Origin of the sequence: Micrococcus sp. HMSC067E09 (genome assembly GCF_001812555.1) — a bacterium.
GTDB classification, from domain to species: Bacteria; Actinomycetota; Actinomycetes; order Actinomycetales; family Micrococcaceae; genus Micrococcus; species Micrococcus lylae.
Genome location: NZ_KV809417.1, coordinates 224,103 through 250,579 on the forward strand (window position 1 = coordinate 224,103; position 26,477 = coordinate 250,579).

General features: G+C 74.5%; 19 protein-coding genes. 13 read left to right on the forward strand and 6 right to left on the reverse strand.

Annotated features, from left to right (window positions below; all coding sequences use genetic code 11):
• Window positions 1-154 precede the first annotated feature (154 nt).
• The 6 genes from hemE (at window position 155) to HMPREF2863_RS11390 (ending at window position 7,889) form a co-directional block, all read left to right on the forward strand.
• Window positions 155-1,357 (forward strand): uroporphyrinogen decarboxylase, encoded by a 1,203-nt coding sequence (gene hemE / locus HMPREF2863_RS02790; protein WP_371327612.1) that lies wholly within the window; start codon window positions 155-157, stop codon window positions 1,355-1,357.
• Window positions 1,354-2,940, forward strand: coding sequence for a protoporphyrinogen/coproporphyrinogen oxidase (locus HMPREF2863_RS02795; RefSeq protein WP_083315172.1), 1,587 nt, complete (start codon window positions 1,354-1,356; stop codon window positions 2,938-2,940). The genes hemE and HMPREF2863_RS02795 overlap by 4 nt, the downstream gene beginning before the upstream one ends.
• 65 nt (window positions 2,941-3,005) lie before the next feature.
• On the forward strand, window positions 3,006-3,692 hold the full coding sequence (gene hemQ / locus HMPREF2863_RS02800) for a hydrogen peroxide-dependent heme synthase (protein ID WP_067189089.1): 687 nt from the start codon (window positions 3,006-3,008) through the stop codon (window positions 3,690-3,692).
• Window positions 3,692-5,053, forward strand: coding sequence for a ferrochelatase (locus HMPREF2863_RS02805; RefSeq protein WP_070637725.1), 1,362 nt, complete (start codon window positions 3,692-3,694; stop codon window positions 5,051-5,053). The genes hemQ and HMPREF2863_RS02805 overlap by 1 nt, the downstream gene beginning before the upstream one ends.
• A gap of 3 nt (window positions 5,054-5,056) precedes the next feature.
• The gene (hemC, locus tag HMPREF2863_RS02810; RefSeq protein WP_070637726.1) at window positions 5,057-6,166 is read left to right on the forward strand and encodes a hydroxymethylbilane synthase; all 1,110 of its coding nucleotides are present in this window, start codon (window positions 5,057-5,059) and stop codon (window positions 6,164-6,166) included.
• Between the two features lie 154 nt (window positions 6,167-6,320).
• Window positions 6,321-7,889, forward strand: coding sequence for a uroporphyrinogen-III synthase (locus HMPREF2863_RS11390; RefSeq protein WP_167635492.1), 1,569 nt, complete (start codon window positions 6,321-6,323; stop codon window positions 7,887-7,889).
• Between the two features lie 36 nt (window positions 7,890-7,925).
• Here the strand turns inward: HMPREF2863_RS11390 and HMPREF2863_RS02820 are convergent, their stop codons facing one another.
• The 3 genes from HMPREF2863_RS02820 to HMPREF2863_RS02830 form a co-directional block, all read right to left on the reverse strand.
• Complete coding sequence (locus HMPREF2863_RS02820) at window positions 7,926-8,129, reverse strand: hypothetical protein (protein WP_067189054.1); 204 nt, start codon at window positions 8,127-8,129, stop codon at window positions 7,926-7,928.
• Window positions 8,130-8,430: 301 nt separating this feature from the next.
• On the reverse strand, window positions 8,431-8,952 hold the full coding sequence (locus HMPREF2863_RS02825; RefSeq protein ID WP_070637728.1) for a DUF2087 domain-containing protein: 522 nt from the start codon (window positions 8,950-8,952) through the stop codon (window positions 8,431-8,433).
• A complete protein-coding gene (locus HMPREF2863_RS02830; RefSeq protein ID WP_070637730.1) occupies window positions 8,952-9,908 on the reverse strand; it encodes an NYN domain-containing protein in 957 nt (318 codons plus the stop codon). Before HMPREF2863_RS02830 ends, HMPREF2863_RS02825 begins: the two co-directional genes overlap by 1 nt.
• Before the next feature lie 151 nt (window positions 9,909-10,059).
• Between HMPREF2863_RS02830 and hemB the strand changes: the two genes are divergently transcribed.
• The gene (gene hemB, locus HMPREF2863_RS02835; protein WP_070637731.1) at window positions 10,060-11,046 is read left to right on the forward strand and encodes a porphobilinogen synthase; all 987 of its coding nucleotides are present in this window, start codon (window positions 10,060-10,062) and stop codon (window positions 11,044-11,046) included.
• A complete protein-coding gene (gene hemL / locus HMPREF2863_RS02840) occupies window positions 11,043-12,353 on the forward strand; it encodes a glutamate-1-semialdehyde 2,1-aminomutase (RefSeq protein WP_070637733.1) in 1,311 nt (436 codons plus the stop codon). Before hemB ends, hemL begins: the two co-directional genes overlap by 4 nt.
• A 146-nt stretch (window positions 12,354-12,499) precedes the next feature.
• On the opposite strand, the gene HMPREF2863_RS02845 is transcribed toward hemL, so the two are convergent.
• Window positions 12,500-13,186, reverse strand: a complete 687-nt coding sequence (locus HMPREF2863_RS02845) for a 3'-5' exonuclease (RefSeq protein ID WP_070637813.1) — start codon at window positions 13,184-13,186, stop codon at window positions 12,500-12,502.
• 43 nt (window positions 13,187-13,229) lie between these two features.
• Between HMPREF2863_RS02845 and HMPREF2863_RS11395 the strand changes: the two genes are divergently transcribed.
• The 3 genes from HMPREF2863_RS11395 to HMPREF2863_RS02860 are packed head-to-tail and all read left to right on the forward strand — an operon-like array spanning window position 13,230 to window position 20,965.
• Window positions 13,230-13,676, forward strand: a complete 447-nt coding sequence (locus tag HMPREF2863_RS11395) for an MGMT family protein (RefSeq protein ID WP_246828805.1) — start codon at window positions 13,230-13,232, stop codon at window positions 13,674-13,676.
• Window positions 13,677-13,727: 51 nt separating this feature from the next.
• Complete coding sequence (locus HMPREF2863_RS11745; protein WP_067189066.1) at window positions 13,728-17,333, forward strand: ATP-dependent helicase; 3,606 nt, start codon at window positions 13,728-13,730, stop codon at window positions 17,331-17,333.
• A complete protein-coding gene (locus HMPREF2863_RS02860) occupies window positions 17,330-20,965 on the forward strand; it encodes an ATP-dependent DNA helicase (protein WP_246828806.1) in 3,636 nt (1,211 codons plus the stop codon). Before HMPREF2863_RS11745 ends, HMPREF2863_RS02860 begins: the two co-directional genes overlap by 4 nt.
• A gap of 78 nt (window positions 20,966-21,043) precedes the next feature.
• Here HMPREF2863_RS02860 and HMPREF2863_RS02865 read toward each other — a convergent pair whose 3' ends face one another.
• A complete protein-coding gene (locus HMPREF2863_RS02865) occupies window positions 21,044-22,132 on the reverse strand; it encodes a phosphotransferase (RefSeq protein WP_070637817.1) in 1,089 nt (362 codons plus the stop codon).
• A gap of 154 nt (window positions 22,133-22,286) precedes the next feature.
• On the opposite strand from HMPREF2863_RS02865, the gene HMPREF2863_RS02870 reads away from it, so the two are divergent.
• Window positions 22,287-24,407: an ATP-dependent DNA helicase UvrD2 gene (locus HMPREF2863_RS02870; protein ID WP_067189070.1), complete on the forward strand. Its 2,121-nt coding sequence runs from the start codon at window positions 22,287-22,289 to the stop codon at window positions 24,405-24,407.
• Window positions 24,408-24,436: 29 nt separating this feature from the next.
• Here HMPREF2863_RS02870 and HMPREF2863_RS02875 read toward each other — a convergent pair whose 3' ends face one another.
• The gene (locus tag HMPREF2863_RS02875; RefSeq protein WP_067189072.1) at window positions 24,437-25,453 is read right to left on the reverse strand and encodes a hypothetical protein; all 1,017 of its coding nucleotides are present in this window, start codon (window positions 25,451-25,453) and stop codon (window positions 24,437-24,439) included.
• Window positions 25,454-25,658: 205 nt separating this feature from the next.
• Between HMPREF2863_RS02875 and HMPREF2863_RS02880 the strand changes: the two genes are divergently transcribed.
• Window positions 25,659-26,354: a M48 metallopeptidase family protein gene (locus HMPREF2863_RS02880; protein WP_082739547.1), complete on the forward strand. Its 696-nt coding sequence runs from the start codon at window positions 25,659-25,661 to the stop codon at window positions 26,352-26,354.
• Window positions 26,355-26,477: the final 123 nt, after the last annotated feature.

Sequence of the window (26,477 nt, forward strand, 5' to 3'; positions counted from 1 at the left end):
CATCCTAGCCGGGGCCGGTCCTTCCGTCACCGAGGCGCACCTCACCTGATGCGGGGCATCCGCAGCAGATAGGGCGACGCTGAGGTGGCGGCCGTCACGTGGGATGAGGTGGGCCGTCGTCGTCCACGGGCCCGGAATCGCTTTCGATGGAAGAATGGGGGGCATGTCCGCCGAGACCTCTGCTCAGACCCCGTCCACGGCGGCCGCAGCCCTGCCGGCCGACCATCCGTTGCGCACCACCGAATCCGCGCGATCCACGGCCGATTCGGCGTTGATCACCGCGCTGCGCGGCGCCCGCCCCGAGCGCCACCCCGTCTGGTTCATGCGCCAGGCCGGCCGTTCGCTGCCGGAGTACAAGAAGGTGCGCGAGGGCATCGGGATGCTCGATTCCTGCCTCATGCCCGACCTTGTGAGGGAAATCACGATGCAGCCGGTCCGTCGCCATGACGTGGACGCCGGCATCTTCTTCTCGGACATCGTGGTCCCGCTGCGCCTGGCCGGGATCGGCGTGGAGATCGTCCCGGGCGTCGGGCCGGTCCTGGACCACCCGGTGCGCACCGCCGCGGACGTCGCCGCCCTGCCCGAGCTCGAGGACTCCGCCCTCGACGTCATCCGCGAGGCCGTCTCGCTCACCGTGGGCGAGCTCGGCAGCCGCCCGCTCATCGGCTTCGCCGGCGCGCCGTTCACCCTGGCCGCCTACATGGTGGAGGGCCGCCCCTCCCGCGACCACTTCGGGCCGCGCCGCATGATGCACGCCGCCCCGGAGACCTGGAACGCGCTGGCGTCCTGGGCCGCCCGCGTGTCCGGCCAGTTCCTCCGCGCCCAGATCGTCTCCGGCGCCTCCGCCGCCCAGCTCTTCGACTCGTGGGCCGGCTCGCTCTCCGCGGCCGACTACCGTGCCCACGTGCAGCGTCACTCCGCCGCCGCCTTCGAGGCCGTCGCCGACCTGGCCGGACCGGGTGTGGTCGGAGGCGTCCCGCTGCTGCACTTCGGCATCGGCACCGGCGATTTCCTGCACCACCTGCGCGATGCCGGCGCGTCCGCCGTCGGCGTGGACCACCGCCTCACCCTGGCCGAGGCGCACCGTCGCCTCTGCGCGAACCCGGGCCCGGACGGCCGCGGCGCCGTCCCGCTGCAGGGCAACATCGACCCGGCCCTGCTGGGCGCCCCCTGGGAGGTGCTCGAGGCCCACGTCCGCGAGGTCGTCGCCTCCGGCGCCGCTGCGCCGGGACACGTGGTCAACCTGGCCCACGGCGTCCCGCCGGAGACCGACCCGACCGAGCTGACCCGCGTGGTCGAGCTGATCCACTCCATCGACGTGCCCGAGCGTCCCGCCTCGGGGGAGGAGCACGCATGAAGGTCCCGGACATCTCCGTGCAGCAGATCCCGGCTTCGGTGGCCCCCGCTGCGGACCAGGCGCCCCGCACGGCCCTGGTGATCGGCGGCGGCATCGCCGGCCTGCTCTCCGCGCTGCGCCTGCGCCAGTCCGGCTGGGAAGTCACCCTTGCCGAGGCCACCTCGGTGCTCGGCGGCGCCGTCTCGCCGCGCTACCTCACTGTGCCGTCCGAAGACGAGCACGGCGCCGTGCAGGACCAGACGCTGGAGCTGGACGGCGGAGCGGAGGCCTTCGCGCTGCGCGGCACCGCAGTCCAGGAGCTGCTGCATGAGCTGGACATCTACGAACGCATCATGTCCCCGGCGGCCGGCGGGTCCTGGATCCACGCCGCCGAGGGCTCGTTCCCGTCTCCACGGCTGGGCCTGCTGGGCATCCCCGGGGACCTGGACGCCGAGGACACCGCCGCGGCCCTGTCCGCCGCCGGCCTGGAGCGCGCACGCCAGGACCTGACCGCCGAGGTGGGCGACTGGGCCGAGCGCATCGCCGCCGGCGAGGAGATCACCCTCGGCGAGCTGGTGGCCGACCGTCTCGGCGACGAGGTGCTGCAGCGCCTCGTGGCCCCCGTGGTGGCGGGGGTGCACTCCGCCGACCCCTCCACCGTCGCCGTGCACCGGGTGGCCCCGGGTCTGCTCGAGGCCTTCGTGGAGCAGGGCAGCCTGTCCGCCGGCGTCGCCGCACTGCGTGGCCAGCACACCCCGGGCTCCCTCGTGGCCGGCCTCGACGGCGGCATGAACATCCTGACCACCCGGCTGATCGCCCGGCTGCGGGACACCGGCGTGACCGTGCTGCGCGGCGTCCGTGTGGCCGCCCTGAAGCATTTCGACGAGCGCGGCCAGTGGTGGGCGCAGATCAGCGATCGCAACGAGGAGGTCCTCCGGGGGCTCGAAGCCGACCGCATCGTCCTCGCCGTGGACGGCCCCAACGCCTGGGAGCTGCTCGCCCCCGCCTCGCACGGCGCCCTCGACCCCGACGACGGCCCCCACCCGGCCGACGGCGTCGCCCTGGTGACGCTCGTGGTGGACGCCGAGGGGCTCGACTGCGCCCCGCGCGGCACCGGAGTCCTCGTGGCCGAAGGCACCGAGGTGGGCGTCAAGGCGCTCACCCACGCCACCGCCAAGTGGGAGTGGCTCGCCGAGGTCGTCCGCCGCGACCGCGAGGACGGCACCGCCCGCCACCGGCACCGCCACGTGCTCCGCCTCTCCTACGGCCGGCACGGCGGCGGCCCGGACCAGCTGGGCTACCGCACCGCGGACGAGCAGCTCGTGGAGCAGGCGATCGCCGACGCCGCCGTGCTCACCGGAGTGGACCTCGCAGCCGAGGACGTGGCCGCTCACATGGTCGTCCGCTGGCGCGACGCCATCCCGCCGCAGTCCGGCCCCGCCCGCACCGCCATGAAGGCGCTGACCGCCTACGCCGAGGCCACCGACGGCGTGGACGTGGTCGGCGCCTGGGCCGACGGCACCGGCCTGGCCTCGATCGTGGAGGCCGTGGACCGCCGGTTCGGCTCCTTCGACCCCATCACCCCCGCAGCAGGAAGAGAGTGATCCCCGTGCAGGACACCCAGCACACCGCAGACGCCGCCGCCACCGAGGAGAACGCGCCGAACCCGCTGGCCGGCAAGGACTGGTTCACCACCTACACCGTGTTCGCCCGCCCGAACGACGGCTCCTGCCCCGCCCCGCTCGACGGTCCGCAGGCGGAGGACGCCGTGCAGGAGTTCGACGCCCTCGTCGCCGAGCTCGGCGAGCAGGGCGTGACCGTCCGCGGCACCTACGACGTCTCCGGCATGCGCGCCGACGCCGACGTCATGGTGTGGATGTACGGCCAGGTCCCTGAGGACCTGCAGGCTGCGATCCGCCGCATCCGCCGCACCCGCCTGTTCGCCGGCACGCACATCGTGCTCTCCGCGATGGGCGCCGACCGCCTGGCCGAGTTCAACAAGGAGCACATCCCGGCGTTCGCCATGGGCCGCGAGCCCCTCGAGTGGCTCTGCTTCTACCCGTTCGTGCGTTCCTACGACTGGTACACCATGGATCCGAAGGAGCGCGCCCGCATGCTGCGCGAACACGGCCTGCTCGGCCGCGACTTCCCGCAGGTCTGGGCCAACACCACGTCCGCGTTCGCCCTGAACGACTGGGAGTGGCTGCTCGGGCTGGAGGCCCCGAAGCTCACCGACCTGGTGGACATGATGCGCCATCTGCGGGACAACGAGACCCGCCACTACGTGCGCGAAGAGGTGCCGTTCTACACCGGCCGCCGCGTGGAGACCGCCGAGATCCTGGAGGTCCTCGCCTGATGAGCCTGTCCCCGACGCACCACCACCCGGACGGCGCCGAGCGCCCGGTCCGGCAGGTCCCGGAGGCCCCCGCCGGCGTCGACTACGACGCCCACGGCACCATGGCGCCCAAGACCTACGACGCCCTCATGCTCGCCTCCTTCGGCGGCCCCGAGGGCCAGGAGGACGTCCTCCCGTTCCTCCGCAACGTCACCGGCGGTCGCGGCATCCCGGACGAGCGCCTCGAGGAGGTCGCCGTCCACTACCGCACCAACGGCGGCGTCAGCCCGATCAACGCCCAGAACCGTGCGCTGATCGCCGCGATCGAGGCCGAGCTGGACCGCCGCGGCCACGATCTGCCCGTCTACTGGGGCAACCGCAACTGGGAGCCGTACTTCCCGGACACCCTTCAGCGGATGGTCGACGACGGCCACCGCCGCATCCTGACCGTCACCACCTCCGCCTACTCCTGCTACTCGTCCTGCCGCCAGTACCGCGAGGACATGGGCATGGCCATGCAGAAGACCGGCCTGGAGGGCACGGTGGACCTGGACAAGACCCGCCAGTACTTCAACCACCCGGGGTTCGTGGAGCCGTTCCGCGACGGCCTGCGTGAGGACCTGCTCTCCCTGCGTGGCGAGCTGGGCGACGACGCCCGGATCCACGTCCTGTTCGTCACCCACTCCATCCCGACCGCCGACGCCGAGGCCGCCGGCCCGCGCGAGCTGTCCGCGCAGCTGGCCTCCGAGGCTGGCGCGGAGGCCGGCGAGGCCGAGGGCGCCGACCTGTACTCGGCGCAGCACCTGGACGTGGCCCGCGAGATCCTCGCCGGCGTCCCGGAGGCCGAGGGGGTCGAGTGGTCGCTGGTCTACCAGTCCCGTTCCGGCTCCCCGCAGGTGCCGTGGCTCGAGCCCGACATCAACGACGCCATGGAGGCGCTCGCCGGCGAGGGGGCGCAGACCGACGCCTCCGGCCGTGCCGTGGCCGGCTTCGTGGTGGTCCCGCTCGGCTTCGTGTCCGACCACATGGAGGTCCTCTGGGACCTGGACACCGAGGCGAAGGACACCGCGGCCGAGCTGGGCGTCGGCTTCCGCCGCACCGGCACCCCGGGCACCGACGCGCGCTTCGTGTCCGGCCTGGTGGACATCGTCGAGGAGCGCATGGGCCTGCGTGCCGGCCGCGCCGCCGTCGGCTGCTTCCCGGCCTGGCCGGACGTCTGCCGCCCGGACTGCTGCGTGAAGGTCATGCGGGACGGCTCCGTCCGCCCGACCACCTCCGCCGTGGACGCCGCTGTGCGCGGCCTGGCCGAGCACGGCCGAGGCGCCGAGGCGTCCGAGGGGGCCCCGGCAGCCGAGACCGCCGCCGACGTCGAGGAGGCCTGAACCATGTCCGTGCGCGTCGGCACCCGCGGCTCTGCGCTGGCCACCACCCAGACCCGGACGGTGGCGCAGGCGCTGACCGAGCAGGCGGGCCTGGACCACGAGCTGGTGATCATCCGGACCGACGGGGACGTCACCACCGGCTCGCTCGCCTCTCTGGGCGGCACCGGCGTGTTCGCCTCCGCGCTGCGCGCCTCGATCCTCGACGGCGTGGTGGACATGGCCGTGCACTCGCTCAAGGACCTGCCGGCGGCTCAGCCGGAGGACCTGGAGATCATCGCCGTCCCGGTGCGTGCGGACCTGCGGGACGCCCTGTGCGCCCGTGACGGCCTGACCCTGGAGACCCTCCCGGAGGGAGCCCGGGTCGGCACCGGCTCGCCGCGCCGTGTGGCGCAGCTGAAGGCGCTGCGTCCGGACCTGGAGCTCGTGGACATCCGCGGCAACGTGCAGACCCGCCTGGCCCGTGTGCCGGGCCTGGAGCAGCACGACGACAACGCCCCGGCCGCCGCCGGCTCCCCGCGCGGGGACCTGGACGCCGTCGTCCTGGCCTGCGCCGGCCTGGACCGTCTCGGCCTGGGGCACGTGATCACCGAGCGCATCGACCCGGACGTCATGCTCCCGGCCCCGGGCCAGGGCGCCCTGGCGGTGGAGGTCCGTGCGCTCCACGACGGCATCGTGGGCGACGCCCTGCTGGACCCGACCACGCCGGCCGGACGCCTGCGGGAGGGCCTGGCCCGCCTGGACGACCTGCACACCCATGCCGCCGTGACCGCCGAGCGCGCCCTGCTGCTGCGCCTGGAGGCCGGCTGCGCCGCGCCGATCGGGGCGGTCGCCCGTGTGGAGGACGGTGAGGACGAGGCCGGTGCCGCCGCCCCGCGCATCGTCATGGACGCGATGGTCGCCGCCCTGGACGGCTCCCGCATCCTGCGCCGCACCTCCTCGGTGCAGCTGGACGCGGTGCCGCAGGAGGTGAATGCGGAGCCGGAGCAGTCGGCCGAGTGGCTCGAGGACACCCTGATGACGGCGGCCGGTGCGCTGGGCGTGCACATGGCCGAGGGGTTCATCGCCGAGGGCGCCGACCTGCTGCCGGGAACCGTCCGCGGCACCGGTGCCTGATCCTCGGGGCACGCCGCACATGACGACGTCGGACCCGCACCGTCCCGAGGACCCCCGCCCGGGCGCCGGGCAGGGGTCCTCGGGGACGAGTGGGTGTGCTCCCGTGGCGGGCGCGGCCACCGGGCGGGCTTCCGGCGTGCGACACAGACCGCTGGTGCTCACCCGGCAGCCGTCTCAGGCCGGTGCCGTGGAGGCGGACCTGGCCGCGGCGGGGCTGGACGTCCGCTTCTGCCCGCTGACGGACTTCGAGCTGTCCGGCGAGCCGGGGCCCCTGCGGGCCGTGGTGGCCAGGGTGGAGGCGGGGGAGTGCGCATGGCTGGTGCTGACCAGTCCCAACACCGTGCGCGCCCTGCAGGCCGCCGGCTGGACCGGCCGGGTCGGCGGGAGCACGAAGGTGGCCGTGACCGGAGCCGGCACCGCGCGGGTTCTGGCCGAGCTGGGCTGCACCGCCGAGCCGTGGATGCCCGAGCAGGCGTCGGCCGCCGGGATCCTGGCCGACTTCCCGTCCGTGGAGCCTGCAGGCCGCTGCGCCGCAGACGCCGCCATGACGGCCGACGGAGCGGACGTCGCCGGGGACGCCGGTGACCGGTCCGTGCCGCAGGGCGCCGATGCGGACGTCGCCGGTGACCGGTCCGTTCCGCAGGGCGCCGATGCGGACGTCGCCGTTCCGCAGGGTGCCGTTCCGCAGGGTGTCGATGCGGACGTCTCCGACCCCCATGAGGCCCCGGCGTCCCTGGTGCTGCTTCCGCAGTCCGCGCTGGCCACCGGGGAGCTGACCTCCGGCCTGGAGGCGAAGGGCTGGCACGTCGCCCGCGTGGAGGCCTACCGGACCGTGCCCTACCCGGCCGACCCCTCGCGCCGCCTGCTGCCCGAACCTCAGGGCGGGGCCGACCACGCCGGCGAGCTCGACCGTAGCGGGGACACCGCCGGGCCGGCGCCCGGGGCGGGGTCCGCGCGCACAGCCCGACCGGGCCACGGCGCAGCCCGAGCGAGCCACGGCGTAGCCCGAGCGAGCCACGATGCAGCCCGACCGGGCCACGGTGCAGCGCGAACGGGCCACGATGCCCCGGTGGGCGAGATGGCGGAGGCGGGTGCCGTCGTCGTGCCGGTGGCGAGGCTGGCCGGCCACGATGTGGTGCTCACGAGCCCCTCGGCCGCCCGCGAGCTGGCCACGCACCACGGGCTGGACGACGAGCGGGTGCGGCTGACCAGCCGCCTGGTCGCGATCGGCCGGCCCACGGCCGCGGAGGCGCGGCGGCTGGGGCTGGAGCTGTCGGCCGTGGCGCAGTCGCCGGACGCCGAGGGGATCCTGCGTGCGCTGGGGCATGGGCTGAGCCTTCAGGAGGCGGGCGGCACTGCGGAGGTGGACGGCGAGTACGCCGAGCCCGGTCCGCTGCGCGATGCGCTGGTCGCGGCGATCCTGGCCGGGGAGAAGACCGCCACCTCCGCGCTGCTGCGGGACTACGAGGCTGCGCAGGAGCCGCTGCCGCGGGCCGGGACGCGGGAGCGTGTGCTGGACTCGGCCGGGCAGGTGGCGGCCGTCGTGGAGGTCACCGGCGTGACCGTGGTGCCCCTGGGCCGGGTGCCGCACTGGCACGTGGTGGCGGAGGGGGAAGGCCACCGGGACGTGCGCGCCTGGCGGGCGGCCCATGAGGAGTTCTGGGGCGGTGCGCTGCCGGACGAGACCGAGGTCGTGCTCATCCAGCTGACCCGCATCGCCTGAGCGGCGGGCTCGGCCGTGGGCCCGGTCCGGCCCCGGTCAGTTCTCCGGCGGCGGGGCCATCACGTCCACCCGCGGCGGCCGCAGGATGGAGCGCGAGACGTTCTGGAAGTCGTGCTGGTAGAGCAGGTTCGAGGCCTCCTCGTCCGTCAGGTCGTAGGCGTGGGCCAGCATCCTGACATTCTCGGTGTAGAAGGCATGCAGCTTGTCCACGCCCTTGAGGAACTCGAGTTCGTTGGCCATGCCGGTCAGCGTAGGAATCCCAGGTGAGCGCAGGGTATCGCCGAGGTGAATGGGGCGTGGCCGTGCGGCCGTGACAGGTCAGGACCTGCGGGGGCGGGGTTCAGGACCTGCAGGACTGTTTCCTGGTCGGACGTCCTTGCATGTATCAAAGTTGGGCGAGATCGGCCCGATCAGAGCGGTTTCGGCCCACCTTCGATACACGCAAGGCGGCGGTGCCTTCGATACACGCAACGCGGCGGTGCTTCGATCCACGCAAGACACACCTGACACGAAGTCCCGGTCAGCCGCCGTCCAGCCCCGCTCAGCCCTCCACGCGCCAGTAGGCCGAGCCGTCGGCGGCGCGCTCGTAGACGCCGAGGTCGAAGGCGTGCCGGCGGAAGAACGCCACGTCCTGCACGAACAGTCGCAGGCGTCCGTTGAGCTCGGACTCGGTCACCCGCTCGCCTTCATCCAGCACGCGCACGGCCACGGCGCGGACGGCGTCGTCCACGGCGTCCAGGGCGAGGTCCTTCACGTCGATCCGCGCGCCGTCCAGCACCGCGAGCGGGCCGAGCGCCCGGTCCAGGTCGGCCACGGCCTCGCCCAGGAAGGACTCGACGAACACGGGAGCGCCGTCCTCGGACAGCTCGACCGCACCCAGCGACACGGCCCCGCGCAGGGGACCGGCGTCGTCGGCGGTCGCGGTCCCGGAGAACACGGCGCCGAGGCTGCGGCGCAGCTTCGGGTTGCGCAGCATCGCCAGCAGCGAGCGCGCGCGGCGCACCGCCCCTGACCGCCCGGAGCCCGCCGCGGTGTCCGCCCCGGCGTTCTCGGGTCCGTCCATCAGCCCTCCGCCCTGCGGCGGCGCCGGGCCTTGACGGCGGCCTCCATGGTCCGGCCCTCGGTGCGGGTCTGCAGGTAGGACTGGTCCTCCACCAGGTCCGAGAGCTTGCGGAAGCCGAAGTCGCGCGGGTCGAAGTCGACGTGCGTGCGGGACAGGTGCTGGCCGATGACGCCGAGGGAGGCCCATCCGTCGTCGCCGGAGGTGGCGTTGATGGCCTTGACCAGGGCGGACTGCAGGTTGATGCGCGGGGCGTCGTCGGCGTGCTCGGCATCGGAGAACGCCGGGGTGACGTCGTCTGCACGCGAACCCGCGGGCTTCGCGGGCTCCTTGGCCGGCTTCGTCTCCTCGGCGGCAGCCGCGTCCGTCTCGTCCTTCGTCTCCGCCTTCCTCTTCGCCCCGCTGGTGCCGGAGCCGCGGCCGCCGCGCGAGCGGGAGCGTCCCGAGGGCTTCGAGTCCTCGGCCTCGTCGGCGGCCTCACCGGTCCGCTTCTCGGCCTGCTCGTCCTCGGCCGCCTTCGCCAGCAGCTCGAGGTACACGAACTGGTCCACGGCGTTGCGCAGGGAAGCCGGGGTCTTGCGGGCGCCCAGGCCGATCACGCGCTTGCCGGACTCACGCAGGCGCATGGCCAGGCGGGTGAAGTCGGAGTCCGAGGACACGATGGCGAAGGTGTCCACGTTGCCCATCCAGAGCAGGTCCATCGCGTCGATGATCAGGGCGGAGTCCGAGGAGTTCTTCCCCACGGTGTTGGCGATCTGCAGCATCGGCTGGATCGCCAGCGTGGACAGCGTCTTCTTCCAGCCGTTCAGGTTGGTGGTGGTCCAGTCGCCGTACGCCCGCTTGATGGTGGGTGTGCCGTGGCTGGCCAGCTCCTCCAGGATCAGGGAGGCGTAGGACGGGGAGACGTTGTCGCAGTCGATGAGCACGGCGATGCGTGTGCCGGCGGAGGGGGAGGTCATGGTCCCACCCTATCGGCGGGGCCGGGCTCGTCTCGACGACGGCTGTCCGCCTTCTCCTGCGGGCGGCGGTGGCGTCTCGGTACAGTGGAGGGCTGGACCGTCGGCCCGTCCGGGCCCCCGGAAAGACTCTCTGACAGGAGATGACGTCCCCATGCCGTTCCCGCTGCAGCGTCCGCGCCGCCTGCGCCAGTCCCCGGCGATGCGTCGGCTGGTCGCCGAGACCCGCCTGTATCCGTCCCAGCTGATCCTGCCCGCCTTCATCAAGGAGGGGGCGGACGAGCCGCTGCCGATCGCCTCGATGCCGGGCGTCGTGCAGCACACCACGGACTCCCTCAAGGCCGCCGCGGCCGAGGCCGCCGAACTGGGTCTGGGCGGCATCATGCTCTTCGGAGTCCCCGAGACCCGCGACGCCACCGGTTCCGCCGGCCTGGACCCGCAGGGCGTGCTCAACCGGGCGATCGCGGACGTGAAAGCCGAGGTCGGGGACGGGCTGCTGGTCATGTCCGACCTCTGCCTGGACGAGTTCACCGACCACGGGCACTGCGGCGTGCTCCGCGAGGACGGTGCCGTGGACAACGACGCCACCCTGGAGATCTACGGGCAGATGGCCGTGGCCCAGGCCGAAGCCGGGGCGGACGTGCTCGGCCCCTCCGGCATGATGGACGGCCAGGTCCGCGTCATCCGTGAGGCCCTCGACGCGGCCGGTCACACCGACGCGGTGATCTTCGCCTACGCCGCCAAGTACTCCTCCGCGTTCTACGGACCGTTCCGGGACGCCGTCGACTCCCAGCTCACCGGCGACCGCAAGACCTACCAGATGGACGCGGCCAACCGCACCGAGGCGCTGCGTGAGGTCTGCCTGGACCTGGAGGAGGGCGCGGACATGGTGATGGTCAAGCCGGCCATGGCCTACCTGGACATCGTCCGCGACGTGGCCGAGACGGCCGACGTCCCGGTGTCCGCCTACCAGATCTCCGGCGAGTACGCGATGATCGAGGCGGCCGCGGCCCAGGGCTGGATCGACCGCCGCGCCGCGATCGCCGAGTCCGTGCTCTCCATCCGGCGCGCCGGCGCCGGCTCCGTGCTCACCTACTACGCGGCCGAACTCGGCCGCTGGATCAAGGAGGGGTCACTGTGACCACCAACGCCGCGGCCTTCGCCGCAGCCCAGGCCGTCATCCCCGGCGGCGTCGACTCGCCCGTCCGCGCCTTCGGCTCCGTCGGCGGCACGCCCCGCTTCATGGCCTCTGCCCAGGGCCCGTACCTGACCGACGTCGAGGGCAAGCGCTACGTGGACCTCGTCTGCTCCTGGGGCCCCATGCTCCTGGGCCACCAGCACCCCGCCGTGGTCGAGGCCGTCCACCGCGCCGTCGACGCGGGCCTGTCCTTCGGCACCTCCGTGGAAGGCGAGACCCGGCTGGCCGAGCTGATCGCCTCCCGCGTGCCGGTCGAGCGCGTGCGCTTCGTGTCCACCGGCACCGAGGCCACCATGACCGCCATCCGCCTGGCGCGCGGCGTCACCGGCCGCAACCTGATCGTGAAGTTCGCAGGCTGCTACCACGGCCACTCGGACGGCCTGCTCGCCGCCGCCGGCTCGGGCGTCGCCACCCAGGCCCTGCCCGGCTCCGCCGGAGTCACCGAGGCCGCCGCCTCCGAGACCATCGTGGTGGACTACAACTCGCCCAAGGCGCTCGAGGCCGTCTTCGCCGAGCACGGCGAGAGGATCGCCGCCGTGATCACCGAGGCCGTGCCCTGCAACATGGGCGTGGTGGAGCCGGGCGACGGGTTCAACCGCTTCCTGCGCGAGATCACCGCGAAGCACGGCGCGCTGCTGATCTGGGACGAGGTCCTCACCGGTTTCCGCGCCACCGCCACCGGCGGCTGGGGACTGTTCGGCGAGGTCGAGGGCTGGACCCCGGACATCTGGTGCTTCGGCAAGGTGATCGGCGGCGGCATGCCCGCGGCCGCCCTCGGCGGCTCCGCCGAGATCATGGACCACCTGGCCCCGCTCGGCCCGGTGTACCAGGCCGGCACCCTCTCCGGGAACCCGGTCGCCATGGCCGCCGGCCACGCCACCCTCGAGCACGCCGACGAGGCCGTCTACGCCCGTGTGGCCGCCGCCTCCGACGCCATCCGCGAGGGCCTGACCTCAGCCTTGACCGCCGCCGGCGTGGACCACTCCATCCAGCGTGCCGGCACCCTGTTCTCCGTCGCCTTCGGCACCTCGGCCGACGGCGTCAAGGACTACGCCGACGCCCAGGGCCAACAGGTCTTCCGCCACGCCCCGTTCTTCCAGTCCATGCTGGCCTCCGGCGTGTACCTGCCGCCCTCGGTGTTCGAGGCCTGGTTCGTCTCCGCCGCCCACGACGACGCCGCCGTCCAGCAGGTCCTCGACGCACTGCCGGCCGCCGCCGAGGCCGCGGCGCAGGCCACGCCGCAGGGCTGATCCGCAGCCGCTGCCTCCCGGACCGGAGCACAGACGAACGGCGCCCCACCTGCTCGAGGTGGGGCGCCGTCGTCGTATCACGGACGTCACGACTGTTCGTGGTGTGCGCGGCCTGGCCGAGCCGGGCGGCGGGGCAGCCGGCGGCCTCAGGCCTGCGGCTCGACCGGCCAGGCCCGCGAGACGGTGGCCTGGGGGTCCTTGCGGCGCAGGTACTCCTCGAAGCTGGCGGCCTGCTCGGCCTTCCAGGTGACCTGGCGCTCGTGCAGGTCGGCGGGGTCGATGCGCAGCGCGTCGTACTTGCGGGCCAGGGCGTCCGCCACGTGCACGCCGGCGAGGGCGTCCGCGGCGGAGGTGTGGGCGTTCTCGAGGGTGACGCCGTAGTGCTCCGACACCACGGAGAGGGTGCGCTTGCCCTTGCGGAAGCGGTCCATCTGACGGTCCAGGACGAAGGGGTCGATCACCGGCGTCGGCTCCAGCGGCTGCAGGCCGTGGCGGCGGGCCTCTCGGTCCATCACCGTGAAGTCGTAGACGCCGTTGAACGCGATCACCGGGATGCCGGCGCGGAACAGGTCACGCAGGGTCTCGAGGATCTCGGCGACGCCCTGAGCGGCGGGCATGCCCTCAGCCTGTGCCTTCGCGGTGGTGACCCCGTGGACCTCGGCGGCCTCGTCCGGGATCGGCACACCCGGGTCCAGCAGCCACTCGGCGCTGGAGCGGGCGAGGCCCGCGCCGTCCACCATGACGATCGTCGCGGTGACGATCAGCGCCTTCGCGGGGTCGCGGCCGGTCGTCTCGAGGTCGAACCCTGCCCGGATCTGCTCATGCCAGTTCACGGCCCCCACGCTACCGTGTCGACGGACACGGCAGGATGGGCCTGTGGACACCGCCGAGACCCCTCCTGCACAGCCGCTCGCCGGGGACTGCCCGCCTGGCGACGGCTCCCTTCCTGCCGTCCCCGGCCTTCCCGACGACGGCCCCCTCACCGTGCTCGAGGCCCTCGCCGCCGCCGCGTGGCTGATCCCGGCCGGGCGTGCCGTCGCCTACGGCGGCCTGGCCGCCCTGCTCGGCGTCGGCGGCGCCCGTCAGGCGGGCAGGGCCATGGCGGAGTCTGCCGAGGGCACGCCCTGGTGGCGCGTGGTGCGGGCTGACGGGTCCCTGCCGACTCAGCTGGCCGTCGTCGCGAAGGGACACTGGGAGGCCGAGGGGACGCCGCTGCGCGGACACGATGATCCGAGGGTCGACCTGTCCGCTGCGCGCTGGCAGCCGGATGCCGCGGCGCAGCGCTCCCTGGAGCGGCTGGCGCAGCGGTCGCGCCAGGCCTGAGGCCCGAAGGCGGCCGTTAGCGTGTCCGGTGCTCCTGACAGAATCGGGGACATGGACCAGAGCACCGAGCACCCCGCCCCGCCGAACGTCGCCGACCATCCGGCCGCGGACGACGTGCAGGAGGTCGCCGCCCTGCGGCAGGAGCAGCGGCAGGCGTGGGAGGAGTCCTGGGCGGAGACGTCCACCGTCGAGGGCACCGTGGCGGCCCGGCTGCGCGGACCGGACACCGCGAAGACGGGTCCGGGAGCCTTCGCCGAGGAGCAGGAGGCCGTCGCCTCGCTCACCGCCGGGCACGGCGCCGTCCTGCTGCTCGGCGGCCCGGGCACCGGTCGCACCGCGACGCTCGTGGAGGCCGTCGCCCGCCGGCTCGAGGCGGGGCTGGACCCGGAGTCCGTGCTCGTGCTCGCACCGACCCGCCAGGCCGCGGCTCGCCTGCGGGACGCCCTGACCGTGCGCCTCGAGGCCACCGGCCACGGCACGCGCGCCGTCACACCGGTGCGCACCTGGTCCTCCTACGCGTTCGACCTGATCCGCCGCGCCCGTGTGGACGGCCCCCTACGGCACCTGGCCCGGCCGCCGCGCCTGCTCTCCGGCGCCGAGCAGGACACCGTGATCGCCGAGCTGCTGGACGGCTACGCGGAGGGCACCGCGGTGGGTCCGGACTGGCCGCCGTCCGTGTCCGAGGCCGTCGGCACCCGCGGCTTCCGCCGCGAGGTCCGCGAGCTCGTGGACCGCATGAGTGAGTTCGGCGTGGAGCCGGGGGACCTGCAGGAGCTGGGCGCCCGGCACGGCCGACCCGAGTGGGAGGCCGCCGCGATCCTCGTGCAGGACTACCGCGACCGCATCGACCTGGGCATGGCCGAGGCGTTCGACCCCGCCGGTCTGATCTCCGCAGCCGTCCGCGTGCTCACGGACGTGGACCCGGACGACCCGGAGCGTGCCGCAGCCACGGAGGCCTTCGCCGCAGCCGAGCGCCGGAGGCTGCGGCTTGTGGTGGTGGACGACCTGCAGGAGGCGACCCCGGCGGTCCACGACCTGCTCGCGGTGATCGCCCGCGGCACCGACGCACTGCTCGCCGCCTCCCCGGACACCACCGTGCAGGGCTTCCGCGGCGCCGTCCCGGCAGAGGTCGGCTCCTATCCGGCCCGTCTGGACGAGGAGGGCGGGCCGCGTCCGGCCGCCGAACGGATCCACGTGCTCACCCAGGGCCACCGCATGTCCGCCCCCGTGCTCGAGGCCTGGGAGCGGGTGGCCCGACGCGTGGCCACCGCCTCCGCGGACCTGGCGCGCGTGCGTGGGCTGACCCGGGCGGCCGAGGACCGCACGGACGACGGTACTGAGGGGCCGGACGTTACCGAGGGGCCGGACAGCACTGAGGGGCCGGACAGCACTGAGGGGCCGGACAACACTGAGGGGCCGGACAGCACCGAGGGGCCGGACGGCGGACAGATCCCGGCCCCGGCGGCCGAGGTCCACGTGGTGCCCACCGCCGCGCACGAGGACCGCCTCGTCCTGCAGCGCGTGCTGCAGGTCCACCACGGCCAGGGCGTGCCCCTGGACGAGATCGCCGTGATCGCCCGCGCCGGTTCCCGCGTCGCCGAGATCACCGCGTTCCTCGAGTCGGAGGGCGTGCCGGTCGTCCGCGACGTCGCCGGCACCGTCCTCAAGGACGAGCCCGCGGTGGCCCCGCTGCTGCACCTGCTGACCGTGGTGGCCGCCCTCGTGGACGAGGACGGCCGGGACACCGCCGAGGAGGACCGCCAGGACGTGCTCGCGGACGTCCTCGACTCCCTCGACGTGCAGCACCTGCTGCGCGGCCGCTACGGCAGCACCACGCCGCTGCACCTGCGCCGCCTGCGCCAGGACCTGCTCGCCACGGAGCGCGCCCGCGGCGGACGCCGTCGCTCCGAGGTGCTGCTTCCGGCCGCCCTGCTGGACCCCTCGCTGCTGGGGGAGGAGGCGCCTCGCCACCACGGCCTGCAGCGCCTGTCCCGCATGCTCCACGCCGGGCTCGACGCCGCCCGGCAGGAGGGGGCCACCGCGGAGACCGTCCTCTGGGCCGTCTGGGAGGCCGCCGAACGCGGGGAGGCATGGCGCCGTCTTGCGCTCGGCAAGACCGACCGCCCGGACGCCGCCCGCGAGGGCCGGCGCGCGGACGCGGACCTCGACGCCGTCGTCGCCCTGTTCCAGATGGTCGAGCGCTATGTGGACCAGTTCCCCGGCGCTGCCCCCGCAGCGTTCTCCCGCTACATGGAGTCCCAGGATCTGCCGATGGACTCCTTGGCCCGCGGCGCGTCCGGACGGGACGCCGTGCACGTGCTCACCCCCGCCTCCGCGGCCGGCCGCGGCTGGCACACCGTGCTGGTCGTCGGGATCCAGGACGGCGTCTGGCCCAACACCCGCCTGCGCGGCCAGCTGCTCGGCGCCACGGACCTGGCGGACCTCGTCCTGCACCGTCAGGGCGCGGCCTGGCCGACCCCGCACCGGATCCGCCTGCAGGAGACCCGCCAGGATGAGCTGCGCACGTTCGCCGCCGCGGTCTCACGGGCCCGTCACACGGTGGTCGGCACGGCCGTGGTCAACCATGAGGCGGCACCGTCCGAGTTCCTCGAGCTGATCGCCCGCCCCGAACGCACCGAGAAGGGCGAGCTGGTCTGCACCGAGGTCCCCGACCCGCTCACCACCGGCGCCCTCGTGGCCCGGATGCGGCGTTCGCTGGAGGAGGGCGAGGGCAAGGACGGCGCCGAGGCCGCGGGCGGCCTCGCCTGGCTCGCCGCCCAGGGCGTGGAGGCAGCCCATCCGGACCACTGGTGGGGCCTGGCCCCGCTGTCCTCGCAGGAACCGGTCGTGGACCCGGCCGGAGAGGTCCGGCTGTCCCCCTCGCGCGCCCAGATGCTCCTGCAGAACCCGCTCGACTGGATCATGTCCCAGGCCGGGGCCGAAGCGACCACCACCCTGGCGCAGTCCGTGGGCACCTTCGTGCACAGCGTCTGTGAGGCCCACCCTGCCGGCCCGCCCGAAGCGCTGCGGGACGAGGTCGAGCGTCGCCTGCCCGAGCTCGGCCTGCCGGCGGGCTGGACCGGCGAGGTCCAGCTGGAGCGGGTCCGTGAGCTCGTGGAGACCTTCATCCGCTACCTGCCCGAGTCCCGCGACGCCGGCCGTGTGTGCGTGGCCCAGGAGATCCGGATCGACGTGCCGGTGCCGCTGGCCGACGTCACCGTGCGCATCACCGGTGTGATCGACCGTCTCGAGGTGGACGCCGAGGGACGCCCCTACGTGATCGACCTGAAGACCGGCCGGAGCACCCCCACGCAGAAGGAGATGCTGCGCCAGCCCCAGCTGGCGGCCTACCAGGTGGCCCTCGCCGCGGGCGCGCTCACCGCCGAGGGCGTCGAGGTCCCCGGCGTCTCCCGACCCACCGAGCCCGGCGGCGCCGGGCTCGTGCAGCTCGGCGCGGGGACCAAGAAGGTCAAGGTCCAGGACCAGCCCGCCCTCGGCGAGGACGACGAGTGGGCATGGGCCCAGCTGGCGCTCGCCGCCGGCCGGACGGTCGGCCCGTTCTACCTGACCCTGCACGGCACAGGGGACCGTTGCCGCCACGCGGCGCTCTGCCCGCTGTGCTCCGAGGGACGGCAGGTGACCGAGTGGACCCGGTGACCGACGCCCCCAGCACCACCGCCGGCCGCCCGGGCGGCGGCACAGCCCAGAGCAGCCCAGCACCGAGCAGCCCAGCCCAGACCGTGGAGCAGCCCATGCAGATCCGCTACAGCCCCGACGAGCTCGCCCGCCTCCTGGCCACCGAGGCCGAGCAGGAGGCCGGCACCTGGCTGCGGCCCACCGCCCAGCAGGCCGAGGTCATCCAGGCGCCGCTCACGCCGCGCCTGGTGGTGGCCGGCGCCGGCTCCGGCAAGACCGCCACCATGGCCGACCGCGTCGTCTGGCTCGTGGCCAACGGACTCGTCCGCCCGGACCAGGTCCTCGGCGTCACCTTCACCCGCAAGGCCGCCGGCGAGCTCGCCCACCGCATCAACGGCCGCCTCGAGCGGCTGCTCGCCGTGCCCGGCTTCGAGATCCCCGGGTTCGAGGGCACTGCCGAGGAGCTTGGCCGCGCCGCCGTCTCCACCTACCACTCCTACGCCGGCGCCCTCGTCCGGGACCACGGGCTGCGCATCGGCGTCGAACCCGGTGCCGTGCAGATCACCGACGCCGACGCGTATCGGATGATGCGGCAGATCGCCGAGGACGCGGATGTGGACCTGCAGGAGGGTGCACCCGCCCTGTCCACGCTCGTCTCCGGCGCGCTCGGCTTGGCCGGGGACATGGCCGAGCACCTCGTCGAGCCCGACGCCGTCCGCGACTACCTGGCCGCCGAAATCGCCCACGGCGCCTCCCTGCCGCCGACCCGTGCCGGGGCCGCCCGCAACAAGGAGGCCGGCGAGCTGCTCTTCTCCCTGCGGGCCCGGCTGCTCATGGCGCACATGGTCGAGGCCTACACGGCCGCCAAGGAGGAGGCCGAGGTCATGGACTTCGGCGACCTGCTCCGCCATGCTGCCCGCATCGCCGCCGACGTCCCCGAGGTCGGCCACATCGAGCGAGACCGCTATCGAGTGGTCCTGCTGGACGAGTTCCAGGACACATCCCACGCCCAGATGACGATCTTCGCAGGGCTCTTCGGCGCGTCCTCCGGCGAGGGCGTCGGCCACTGCGTCACCGCCGTCGGCGACCCCCACCAGTCCATCTACGGATTCCGCGGCGCCTCCGCCGGGCAGCTCTTCGACTTCCCTCACCGCTTCCCGGCGAGGGACGAGGACGCGCGGCAGGCGCCCGGCGCCGACCCGGCCGCCGCGGACGGCGAGGCGCAGACGGGGGAGGGGGCCGTCGTCGGGAGGCTGAGGCCGGCGGACGTGTCCCACCTGACGACCGCCTGGCGCAACGACGAGTCGATCCTCGCCCTGGCCAACCGGATCGTGGCGCCCATGGCCCAGCCGGAGACGGACACCGTCCAGGTGCAACCCCTGCAGTCGCGCCCCGGCGCCTCCGCCGGCGAGGTCCGCCTGGACGAGTACGTGACCGGCGAGGAGGAGGCCGCCGACCTCGTCGCCCGGATGCAGCGGCTCGCCGACGACGCCGGCGACGGCCCCGTGCCCTCGCGGGCGATCCTCTGCCGCGGACGCGCCCAGTTCGGCCCGGTGATCGACGCGCTCGAGGCCGCCGGCGCCCCCTACCAGGTCCTCGGGCTCAACGGCCTGCTGTCCCTGCCCGAGGTCGCCGAGGTCCTCGCCGTCCTGCATGTGGTGGCCGAGCCCGGCCGCTCCGACCACCTCGTTCGCTGGCTCTCCGGCCCGCGCTGGCGCATCGGCCCGGCCGACCTGGCGCTGCTGAAGGAACGCGCCCGCTTCGTCGCCCGGCTGCGCACGCGCCAGAGCGACGAGGAGGCCGCCCGCCTCGAGGACACCAGCCCGGAGGAGGACGCGGACACCGCCGTGCTGCTCGAGGCCCTGGACGACCTGCCCCGCGAGTCGAGCCGCTGGACCGGCCGCGACGGGCGCACCTTCTCCGCCGAGGGGCTGCGCCGGCTCACCGCCGCCCGGGACATGCTCCGCCGCCTGGCCCGCCGCACGGACATGGACCCGGCCGAGATGATCGGCGAGGTCGAGCGCGCCACCGGCCTGGACGTCGAGCTCGCCCTGCGCCCCGGACCCTCCGCCGTGGCCGCCCGGCGGCACCTGAACGCCTTCATCGACACCGCCCGGCAGTTCGGTCGCCGCGCCGTCGGACGCACCGTGGACCTGGCCGGATTCCTCGCCTGGGTCGAGTCCGCCGCCGAGCACGAGATGGGCCTGGGCATCGAGAACGCCGAGCCGGACCCGCGCGCGATCTCCGTCCTCACCGCCCACGCCTCCAAGGGCCTGGAGTGGGACGTCGTGGCCGTGCCCGGCCTGGTGCGCGGCGCCTTCCCCTCCACCCGTGCCGACCGCTGGATGGCCCTCGGCGCCGGCGCCCTTCCGTGGCCCCTGCGCGGAGACCGGAACGCCCTCCCGCAGTGGGACCACTCGTGGGCCGAGAACGACCGCGACTGGGTGCAGAGCTCCGGGACCGTGAAGGCCAAGGCCGCCCTCGAGCTGCTCGGCTCCCGCCCGGACTTCGCCACCCTGCTCACCGAGCACGCGCTCCGGGACGAGCGGCGCCTGGCCTACGTGGCCTTCACCCGCGCCCGCAGCCGCCTCTGGCTGAGCACCTGCCAGTGGAAGGGGACCAACAAGACGCCCGTGGAGGTCTCCGAGTTCTTCGCCGAGGCCGCCGAGCTCGCCGAGGACGGCCCCACACCGGTCGCCGGCGTCGGCTGGGGGACTCGCCTCACCGACCAGCAGCGGACCGACGCCAACCCCACCGCCGGCCGCATGCGGGCGGCCCTCTGGCCGTTCGACCCGCTCGAGGGCCCGATCGCCTACGACGTGGACCCGGACGACCCCGAGGACCGCGAGGCCTGGACCGAGCTGCCGCGCCGTTCCCGCGGACGCCGCGCGGCCGTCGAGGCCGCCGCCGCTGCCGTGCGCGGAGCCGATCCTGCCGACCTGGACCTGGACTCGGCGCTCGGCGCCCAGCTGGAGTGGGCCGTGCTGCGCGAGCGCGCCCTGCAGGACGCCAGCGGCGAGGTGGCCCTGCCGCAGCACCTGTCCGTCTCCCTGTACGGCGAGTTGGCGAAGGACCCGGAGGCCGTGGCTGAGCAGCTGCGCAGGCCGATGCCCCGCCCGCCGGCCCACGCCGCCCGCCGCGGCACCGCCTTCCACGCCTGGCTCGAGGACCGCTTCGAGGCCACCGGCATGCTGGACATCGACGACCCGGACGACGCCGCCGACCAGTGGATGGACGACGCCCTCGACCTCGAGCCGATGCAGCAGTGGTTCCTGTCCTCCCGCTGGGCGGACCGGATTCCCGCCCAGGTGGAGGCGCCGCTGGAGACCACGGTGGCCGGAGTGACCCTCCGCGGCCGCGTGGACGCCGTCTACCGCTCCGGAGGAGACCCGGCCGACCCCTTCGACCCGCAGGCGCAGTGGGAGCTCGTGGACTGGAAGACCGGCCGGGTCCCCACTGGCCGGGATCTGGAGAACAAGGCGCTGCAACTGGCCGTCTACCGGCTGGCCTTCTCACGGCTCCACGGGATCCCGCTGGAGAACATCGGCGCCAGCTTCGTCTACATCGCCCACGGCGAAGAGCGCACCATGGAGGCGCTCCCCGGGGAGGAGGAGCTGGAGCGGATCCTGCGTGAGGCGCTGGGCAGCCCCTGACACCAGGCGGCCGCTGCGGGGTGACCGGCCTCCTCGACCGTCGCGGGCCGGCAGAGAGCCTCGGCGGCCGGCGCCGGATCAGGCCCGGTGCGAGCCGCCGGTGCGCGGCGTGCCGGACGGCGGCACTGCCGGCAGCACGCCGGTCTCGGCCTCGTCGTCCACGTCGGAGGCGGGGGCGCCGAGCTCGGCGCGCTCCGCCTCGGCGCGGCGGGCCTGCTCGGCGGCGCGCTCGGCCTCCTCGGCCGCCCGGATCCCGTCCTCGAGCTCGCCGAGCATCTCCTCCGCCTCCGCCACCATGGCCGTGTCGTGGCGGTCCACGCCGCGCACCAGCCACTGGGCGAGGGCGAACTCGGCCACCAGGGCGGCGCGGCGCATCAGGTGCTCGTCGCCGTCGTCGGCGGCGCCGGCGGCCCCCCGGCGCGCACGGTAGGCCTCGAGCACGCGGTCTGCGAAGTCGGGGTCCTCGACGGCGGCCAGCCAGGCGAAGTCCACGGCCGGGTCGCCCACATGCAGGTCGGTCCATCCGGTCACCCCGACCACCCGGCCGCGCTCGAGCAGCAGGTTCTCCTCGTGCAGGTCGCCGTGGACCGGGACGGGCTCGAAGCTCCAGAGCTCCTTCTCCTCCAGGGCGGTCTCCCAGCGGCGCAGCAGCGTGGCCGGGATGCGGCCGGTGGTCGCGGCCTGGTCCAGCTCGTTGAGCCGGCGGGTGCGGACCTGCTCGGGGGTGTACACCGGGAGGTCGGCCAGGGCCACCACCTGGTCCGGGAGGGTGTGGATGGCGGCCATCACCCGGGCGACGTCCGCCACGGCCGCTTCGCCGGCGTCCACCAGGTCCTCGAGCGGATGCACGGCCCCCGGCATGTCCTGGTAGACGAAGGTGCGCAGCCCGTCCAAGCGGACGGCACCGGCCACGGACGGGGTGCGGAAGGGGAGGTTCGCCCGCACGGCAGGCGTGAAGCCGGCGAGCACCTGAAGCTCGGTCTCCAGGCGCATGGCGGCCTCCGGGGTGTGCGGGGAGCGGACGCGCCAGCGCTCGCCCCTCTCGGCCAGCACGATCGCCGAGGAGAAGTCCGCGGGGTCGTCCGGGCTGGCCAGCACGCCGGTCGGGGACAGGCCCGGGACGGCAGCGGCGGCAAGGGCGGCGAGATGCATGGGCTGACGGTTCACGCCCACAATCCTAGGTCCGTCCGGGCTCGTCGCCCTGGGGCGACACCGGCCCCGGTGTGGCTCTCGGGCCCCGTCCAGACGCCGTTGATACGGTGGAGCGCCTGCCCGTGCGGGCACGCCGACGCCGAAGCGCCCGAAGGAGTCTGGAACACCCGTGAGCTCGCCCGATGAGATCCTCCGCGGCCTCGACGCTGAGCAGCGCCAGGCCGCGACCGCGCTCCACGGACCCGTCTGCATCCTCGCAGGCGCCGGCACCGGCAAGACCCGCGCCATCACCCACCGCATCGCGTACGGCGTGGCCTGCGGCGTCTACGACCCGCAGCGCACGCTGGCGCTGACCTTCACGGCGCGCGCCGCCGCGGAGATGCGCACCCGCCTGCGCGACCTCGGCGCCCACGGCGTCCAGGCCCGCACCTTCCACGCGGCCGCCCTGCGCCAGCTGCGCTACTTCTGGCCCCATGCCGTGGGCGGGTCCATGCCCAACGTGATGGAGAACAAGGTCCGCCTGCTCACGCAGGTGGCCCAGCGCATGCGCATGAGCGTGGACCGCGCCGCCCTGCGTGACCTCGCCTCGGAGATCGAGTGGGCGAAGGTGTCCCTGCACGCCCCCGAGGCCTACGCCGAGGCGGCCGCGGAGCGGGACATGCCCTCCGGCTGGACCCCGGTCACCGTGGCCCGCCTCTACGCCGGCTACGAGGAGCTCAAGACGGCGCAGCAGGCCATCGACTTCGAGGACGTGCTCCTGATCCTGGTGGCCATCCTGGAGTCCGAGGAGCGCATCGCGGCCACCGTCCGCGAGCAGTACCGAGTGTTCGTGGTGGACGAGTACCAGGACGTCTCTCCGCTGCAGCATCGGCTCCTGGACCTGTGGCTCGGCGGCCGCGACGACCTCTGCGTGGTGGGCGACGCCTCCCAGACCATCTACTCCTTCACCGGCGCGACCTCCGATTTCCTCACGGGCTTCCGCGAGCGCTACCCGGACGCCACCCAGGTGAAGCTCGTCCGGGACTACCGCTCCAGCCCCCAGGTGGTCGAAGCCGCCAACCGGCTGCTGGCCGACCGCACCCGCGCCGGGGCCCGCGACCGTTCCCTCCCGGCGTGGCCGGAGCCGCTGCAGCTGGTGTCCCAGCGCGAGTCCGGCCCGCAGGTCGTGTTCGCCGAGTGCGACGACGACGAGGCCGAGGCCGGCTGGGTCGCGGAGCAGGCGAAGCGGCTCATCGACGAGGGCGTGCCCGCCTCGGAGATCGCCGTCCTCTTCCGCACGAACGGCCAGTCCGAGGCGTTCGAGACCGCCCTGACCACGGCGGGCATCGGCTACCTGCTGCGCGGCGGCGAGCGGTTCTTCTCCCGCGCCGAGGTCCGGGACGGCATCCTGCAGCTGCGGGCGGCCGCCCGCGCGGCCCAGGACCTCACCGGTGCCGACGTGATCCAGCGCGTCAAGGACGTGCTGTCCTCACTCGGCTACACGGACGAGCCTCCGGCCGGCTCCGGGGCCCACCGCGAGCGGTGGGAGTCCCTGCGGGCGCTCGTGCATTTGGCCGAGCAGCTGGCGGACACCCGCGGCGCGGAGTTCACCCTCACCGAGCTGGTGGCCGAGCTGGACGAGCGCGCCGAGCACCAGCACGCCCCGGCGGTCCAGGGCGTCACCCTGGCGTCCCTGCACTCGGCCAAGGGCCTGGAGTGGGACGCCGTCTTCCTCGTGGGCCTGTCCGAGGGGCTCATGCCGATCTCCTTCGCGGACACCCCCGCGGAGGTGGACGAGGAGCGCCGCCTGCTCTACGTGGGAATCACGCGTGCGCGCAAGCACCTCTGTCTGACCTGGACGCTGTCCCGCGGCGGCGGCCGGTCCACCCGCAGGCCGTCCCGCTTCCTGTCCGCGATCGACTCCACGCTCGGAGGCAACCGCAAGGCCGCGGCGGCCTCGGCGTCGGCCGCCCCGGCCCGCCGCCGGCGCAGCGCGGCCCCCGCGACCTGCCGCACCTGCGGCGAGGTCCTGGACACCGGCGCCGAGCGAAAGATCGGGCGCTGCATCGATTGCCCGGCCACCTATGACGAGGCCGTTCTGGACACGCTCAAGGACTGGCGGACGGCCAAGGCGAAGCAGATGCGCAAGCCGCCGTTCGTGGTGTTCACGGACGCCACGCTCGTCGCGATCGCCGAGACCATGCCGCGCTCCGCGGCCGAGCTGCTCAGGATCTCCGGCGTCGGCAGGATCAAGCTGGAGTCCTACGGGGAAGAGGTCATCGAGCTGCTCCACGGCACCGACGTCGCCTGAGCTGTCCGAGCCGCCCCTCGCCAGAGCCCTCACCCGCCGCAGGCGCAGCCCGGCCAGGGCGCCACGGACTCCTCGTCCACGCCCAGGGGCGACGACCGTGGTCCGGGGGCCTGGTCCCGCACCCGCCAGGCGAGTCCCGGCACCGGCCCGCTCTTCAGGGCCGCGACCACCACGCAGGCCGTGAGGCGGGCCCGCTCCACCGGGTCCCGGCCGGCCCCGGCCCGGTGCAGTGCCGCGGTCCGCTGCGCCCGGAGCGGGTCCTCCTGTCCGGCCCAGCGCTCCCAGCACAGCGGGCATCCCGGGACGTCCGGCGCGCACCAGGGCCCCACGAGCGTGTCCTCGTCACGCAGCACCACCGGCAGGACGATGTGCCCGCCGGCCTGCGCCCGGGCCAGCCGGTCCGCGTCCCAGGCGCCCGCCGCCACCGTCACCGTGACCGCCCCGATCGCGCGGCGTCCAGCCGGGTGACAGGCCACCGCGGCGACCCCGCGGTCTCCGAGGCGCTGGGCCAGCGCCTCGTTCCGCGGCCGTCCGACGTCCGCGGTGACGAGCCCGTGGCCCAGCTCCTCCGCCCGCACCGGGCGCTGGTCCGTCAGCCCGAACCGTCCGACCCCGGCGGCGGCCAGCAGGTCGGCCACCGCGGCCCCGGTCGGCCCGAGCCCGTCCACGTGCACGGCGTCCGGCAGCGCCCGGCTCGGCGCCGGAGCAACTTGCGTCTCGTTCCCGCCGCTGTCCCGGCGCCCGTCTGCTCCGGGGTCCGCTGCGCTGTCCGCCCCAGGGTCCGCTGCGCCGTCCGCCCCTGCGCCCTCGACCAGCACCGGTGCCAGGCCCTCCAGCACCAGGGCCAGCTCCGTCTCCTCCATGCCGCAGCGGCGCGCCAGCGCAGCCGCGGAGCCGCGTCCGGCCACCGTCCCCGCCGACAGCTCGGCCAGCAGCGTCCGCACCCCGCGGGGCCGGACGTCCACCACCACGGCCCGCGGCCCGTTGCCCACCTGCACCTGCCCCGGGCCGACCTGCACCGTCGACACCGTCGGATCGATCCGCATGCTCTGTCCCCTCCGGCGTCCCTCCCGACGCCTGCGACCACTCCGGTCCGCCGCGGATCCGTCCGCGGCGGGTCCGTTCCAGCGTCGCATCGACGCGTCCGACGGCCCCGCGGCCGTCCACAGCAGGCCGTCCCCCGACGACGCCCGTGCGGTTCGGTCCTCCACAGGTGCCGCCTCCGAGTCCCGGACGGTGCACAATGTGGGGATGCCTTTCAACGGAGGATCGCGTCGCCGCTCGACTCCGCGCCGCACAGCGCCTGGCTCCCGCGCCTCGTCCGGCGGCCGTTCCGGCCGCGCCCCCGCCGTGCGCACCACCGAGCTCGCCGAGGTCCATGGGGTCCCGCTGACGCTCATCCGCTCCACGGCCCGTCGCCGCACCGTGTCCGCGGCCTGGCGGGACGGCCGGCTGCGCATCCTGCTGCCCGCCGGCCTGGCGGCGGGGGAGGAGCGCCAGTGGATCGAGCGCATGATCGCCAAGGCCCCGGCCCCGCCGGCGGCCCACGACGACGGTCCCGCACCCGACGACGGCTCCCTGGCCGCCCGAGCGGAGCGCCTCCGCGCTCGCCTTGTGCCCGAGGCGCCCCGCCCGACGTCCGTGACCTGGTCCTCCCGGCAGCGGCAGCGGTGGGGCTCCTGCACCCCGTCGCGTCGCACCCTCCGCATCTCCACCCAGGTGCACGGCATGCCGGAGTGGGTCCTGGACGCCGTGCTGGTCCACGAGCTGGCCCACCTGCTCGAGTCCGGCCACGGACCGGCCTTCCGGCGCCTGGTGTCCCGGTACGACCGCTACGCCGAGGCCATGGCCTTCCTCCAGGGCGTCACCTTCGCCACCGGCCGCGGGCTCAGCCCGGACGCCGTGCCGGACGCCACCCCGGACCAGGCTGCGGACACCGAGTCCTGAACGTCCTGAACGCGAGGAGGCCGCCGCCCCGGCAGGGGAGCGGCGGCCTCGTCGTCTCCATCGGACGACCGTCCCGGGTGCGCCTGTCGCGGGCGGAGGGCGGCCGTCGTCGGCGAGGACCGG

Coding starts and splice junctions, on each gene's coding strand:
- hemE (WP_371327612.1), top strand. CDS start 155: ATGGGGGGCATGTCCGCCGAGACCTCTGCTCAGACCCCGTCCACGGCG.
- HMPREF2863_RS02795 (WP_083315172.1), top strand. CDS start 1,354: ATGAAGGTCCCGGACATCTCCGTGCAGCAGATCCCGGCTTCGGTGGCC.
- HMPREF2863_RS02805 (WP_070637725.1), top strand. CDS start 3,692: ATGAGCCTGTCCCCGACGCACCACCACCCGGACGGCGCCGAGCGCCCG.
- hemC (WP_070637726.1), top strand. CDS start 5,057: ATGTCCGTGCGCGTCGGCACCCGCGGCTCTGCGCTGGCCACCACCCAG.
- HMPREF2863_RS02820 (WP_067189054.1), bottom strand. CDS start 8,129: ATGGCCAACGAACTCGAGTTCCTCAAGGGCGTGGACAAGCTGCATGCC.
- HMPREF2863_RS02825 (WP_070637728.1), bottom strand. CDS start 8,952: ATGGACGGACCCGAGAACGCCGGGGCGGACACCGCGGCGGGCTCCGGG.
- HMPREF2863_RS02830 (WP_070637730.1), bottom strand. CDS start 9,908: ATGACCTCCCCCTCCGCCGGCACACGCATCGCCGTGCTCATCGACTGC.
- hemB (WP_070637731.1), top strand. CDS start 10,060: ATGCCGTTCCCGCTGCAGCGTCCGCGCCGCCTGCGCCAGTCCCCGGCG.
- HMPREF2863_RS11745 (WP_067189066.1), top strand. CDS start 13,728: ATGGACCAGAGCACCGAGCACCCCGCCCCGCCGAACGTCGCCGACCAT.
- HMPREF2863_RS02875 (WP_067189072.1), bottom strand. CDS start 25,453: ATGCGGATCGATCCGACGGTGTCGACGGTGCAGGTCGGCCCGGGGCAG.
- HMPREF2863_RS02880 (WP_082739547.1), top strand. CDS start 25,659: ATGCCTTTCAACGGAGGATCGCGTCGCCGCTCGACTCCGCGCCGCACA.